The organism is Prosthecobacter sp., from assembly GCF_020439865.1.
Taxonomy (GTDB): domain Bacteria; phylum Verrucomicrobiota; class Verrucomicrobiia; order Verrucomicrobiales; family Verrucomicrobiaceae; genus Prosthecobacter.
On the sequence record NZ_JAGRPF010000242.1, the window covers coordinates 1 to 3,352 of the forward strand.

Here is a 3,352-nt window from a genome sequence, read left to right on the forward strand (position 1 = left end):
ACCTCACTGCCGGTCCCGCAATACGCACCTCCATCCGTTGGAGTGTCGCGCACCTTTGAAAGTGCTGCGTCGCTGGACGCCAGGATCGCCACTGAGGCCGTGAACAAATGGCCTGGTAACTATGACATGCAGCTCTTCGAGATCAAAAAGCAGAATGAGGCGCGGTTGAAGTTATTCAAGCTACTGGACGGCAAGCCTTCAGCGATGAGCCAGACAGCCTTTAATGCCATCGTCGCCGGCGCGGCGCGCAAATGGGACTGGAACATCGACATGGTCGTCTATGACATACAGCAGCAGCTTGCTGCATGGCGGAAGCTGAACCCGTAGGGCGGGCAGGCACCACCTTCAAAAAGCCGCGCATCCATGCGCGGCTTTTTCATGCCCGCATCCTGCGCCTTTCCTCCCGCTCATGCGGAGATTCGGGGCAGGTGAAGAGGCTCTTGAGACACGCTTGAATGGCCGTGCGCATGGAAGCACCCGGCAACGGGTTGGTTGAGAAGCGCGGCGGCACGCTTGGCGGCGGGCCGTCCGCGCGACCAGCCGGGCGGACGTGCGGAAACATCCACGCACCTCCTCACCCATGAACGCACTCATTCAGCTCATCGTCTGCCACGCCCTCGCCGGTGCTGGCGGCTTCTTCGCTGCGCATCACATCGACGGCTCCACCACAACCGGCATTCTCGTCGGTCTCATCATGATGCTGCTCGGCACGTCGATCTCGTCCGTCTGCAAATGGTGGAAGCTGGAGCCTGCGCAGATCACCGACAACATCCTGCTGCGTCAGTTCATCGGCGCGCTCGTCAGCCAGGGCATCACCGCACTGAGCGCCTACTTCGCCACCGATGCCAATGATCCTCAGCTTCTCGCCGTCGCCGCCGTCAACATGACAGCCTCGAAGTTCGGTGCCCATCAGAAGCTCGCGCTGCTCGGCAACAAAGCGCAGCTTCTTCTCCTCTTTGCCCTCTGCCCTTCGCTCTTCGCCCTCAGCTCCTGCTCCCACTTCACCAAGCAGGAGGCCATCACCGCGATGAAGCGCGTCGGGCTCGCCGCAGCGGATGAATCCATCAACGTGCTCGAAGCACGCCTCAAACTGGCGCAGGCGGATCTCAATCTGGCTCTCGAAGATCACGCCAGCGGCAATGACCTGGTCATCAAGCAGCTCGCTGTCATTGCCGCGCAGGAGGCCCTGGATCAGGGGCGCAAAGCCGTCGCCAAACAGCGCGCCAAACTCGATGCGAAGCAGCCGCGTGATGTCACGCCAGGAGGGCAGACCTCCGCGTCTGCCGAAGTCGGCAAGGCCGGAGCCTTGCCCTCCCATGATGTGCCCGCGTGCCTTCTGCGCGGTGCCTACCAGGAGCACATCGCTATTCCCTTTTACGGCACCTTAATCGCTGAACAGCTCGCGGCGCAGCGCTGAAAATTTCCTCAACCCAAACCTCCCCTCATCATCATGCACTATCGCAACGGAAGAGAAGCAATCAACGGCGACAAGGTCGCACAGCTTGAAACTCAAAGCGGCAAAGTTACGGCCATCGGAACGCTGCAAAACGCGACTCCTGGAAACGACTACTGCAACGGGAAGATCGTTGTCGATGGAGGTCAACAGTATGGACCGGCCATCATCATAGGTGCCTGCATGTGTGACTGCATTCACATCGAGGACCTCGCCGCCATTCTTGAAGAAAAGGGCCTTGCCAAACGCCCCGAGGGCAAGTGATTCATGAACGCCCTCGCCTCCAGCTTCGCCGATCCCGCCGACGTGCGCGCCTACAATCGCGCCAAGGCGCGCGGCCTGTCGGATCGCGAAGCCTTCGCGGTCGGTGACAATGGCGTCGGCTGCTGGGGGGACTTCACCGCGCAGCTCATCACTCCGATGTGCGCGCTGCCACCCGAGGACATGGTCGCGAAGTTTGGCAGCGTGAAGAAGGCGAAGCATGCGCGCGTCATCGTCGTCTCACGCGAGACCGGCCTGCGTGTCGAGTGCCTGCTCGCGGATCGCATGCCGGCAAAGAAGAACATCAAGAACGGCTGTGGCATCGACCTCAATCCCGCCGCCGCCAAACAGCTCAAGCTCAAGCCGCCCTTCACGCATCCCGTCACCTGGCACTGGATCGACGAAGCGCCCTGCACCTGCGCATGATCATCGCCGCCGCCATCGCCTTCATCATCGGTCTCGCGCTCGTGTGGGACTTCGACTCCGACGACTGGCCCGATCTTTGATTCCTCATTCCTCATTCCTCATTCCGCATTCGTCATTCATGCCCCCTCTCGCTGCCGACATCGCCGACGTGCCCGCCGACTTCATCAAGTCGGCGCTCATGCTGTTTGGGTTCGTGGTCGTGATTTACATGCAGTGGAAGAACTCGCAGACGCACAAGCGCGAGATCAGCGGCGAGATCGAGACGCGGCCCGCGCATCAGCATGCCGACCAGTCGGACGTGGACGCGCTCACGCGCACGGTGAACACGATGCGGGAGGAAATCACCGCGCAGTTTCGCGCCGCTCAGCAGGCCGGCGAGGCCCGCGTGAGCGCCATCACGCAGAACATCGACGAGGAACTGCGCAGCCTTGCGCAGCGCATCGGCGCGCTCGCGGAGGCCCTGCATGAGAAGATCAACCGGGCGATGATCGACAACGCGAAGCAGGGCAGTGACATCGCCCATGTGCAGAATGAAACCTACCGCCACACGCAGGAGATCGCCGCCATCCGAACCGCCATTCAAGAGCTGCTCAAGAACGGCTCCAAAACCAAGCACTAACAACCAGGAACCCTTTCATCCCATGATCGCCGCCGAACTTCGTGAAACCCTCATCATCGCCACGCTGCAGGCGCTGGACGCCGCGCATCCGCAGGCGCTCACGCCGCGCATGCTGCTCATCCCGCTGAAGCAGAGCGGCCTCGCCGAACTCACCGAGCGCGAGCTGCTTTCGCTCATCGCCGACCTCGAAGAGAAGGGCTGGCTCAAGGCCGCCGACTCCGACGCCGCGCCTGAGGTGCGCCGCTACAAACGCACCGAGGACGCCCGCGCCTACCTGCGCCGCAACGGATTCTGAAGCATTGGCCGAAAGAAACGAAAAAGATCAAAAACCGATCCAAACCCCAGCCTCTGACTTTTTCCTTCTTTCGTTTTTTTCGGCTCATCCCCTCTTCCCCTCATGGACACCGTTGAATCCAAGAACAAGCTCGTGCGCAGCATCACGCCCGAGGAGCTGACCGCCTTTCTCGACGAGCTGGCGAACACGCCCGGCGTCGATGGCCCGATGATCCAGGCGAAGGCGCTGGAGAAGTTCGACATCCGCATCGGCCACGAGAGCGCGAACAACTTCAGGAAAGAAGTGTTTGGCAGATACA

At 61.3% G+C, this 3,352-nt stretch carries 7 protein-coding genes; all 7 read left to right on the forward strand.

What is annotated here, in order from left to right:
* Positions 1-327 (forward strand): hypothetical protein (locus KDL09_RS25105; RefSeq protein WP_294391632.1); only part of this gene is annotated, 327 nt, incomplete at its 5' end.
* A gap of 253 nt (positions 328-580) precedes the next feature.
* On the forward strand, positions 581-1,417 hold the full coding sequence (locus tag KDL09_RS25110) for a hypothetical protein (RefSeq protein ID WP_294391633.1): 837 nt from the start codon (positions 581-583) through the stop codon (positions 1,415-1,417).
* Positions 1,418-1,450: 33 nt separating this feature from the next.
* Positions 1,451-1,717, forward strand: a complete 267-nt coding sequence (locus KDL09_RS25115) for a hypothetical protein (RefSeq protein WP_294391635.1) — start codon at positions 1,451-1,453, stop codon at positions 1,715-1,717.
* 3 nt (positions 1,718-1,720) lie between these two features.
* Positions 1,721-2,140: a hypothetical protein gene (locus KDL09_RS25120; RefSeq protein WP_294391637.1), complete on the forward strand. Its 420-nt coding sequence runs from the start codon at positions 1,721-1,723 to the stop codon at positions 2,138-2,140.
* A 118-nt stretch (positions 2,141-2,258) separates the two neighbouring features.
* Positions 2,259-2,759 carry a hypothetical protein gene (locus KDL09_RS25125; RefSeq protein WP_294391640.1) on the forward strand — a complete coding sequence of 167 codons (501 nt, stop codon included), beginning with the start codon at positions 2,259-2,261 and terminating at the stop codon, positions 2,757-2,759.
* Between the two features lie 22 nt (positions 2,760-2,781).
* A complete protein-coding gene (locus tag KDL09_RS25130; RefSeq protein ID WP_294391642.1) occupies positions 2,782-3,054 on the forward strand; it encodes a hypothetical protein in 273 nt (90 codons plus the stop codon).
* Positions 3,055-3,156: 102 nt separating this feature from the next.
* On the forward strand, positions 3,157-3,352 hold a 196-nt coding region (locus KDL09_RS25135), incomplete at its 3' end, for a hypothetical protein (protein WP_294391644.1).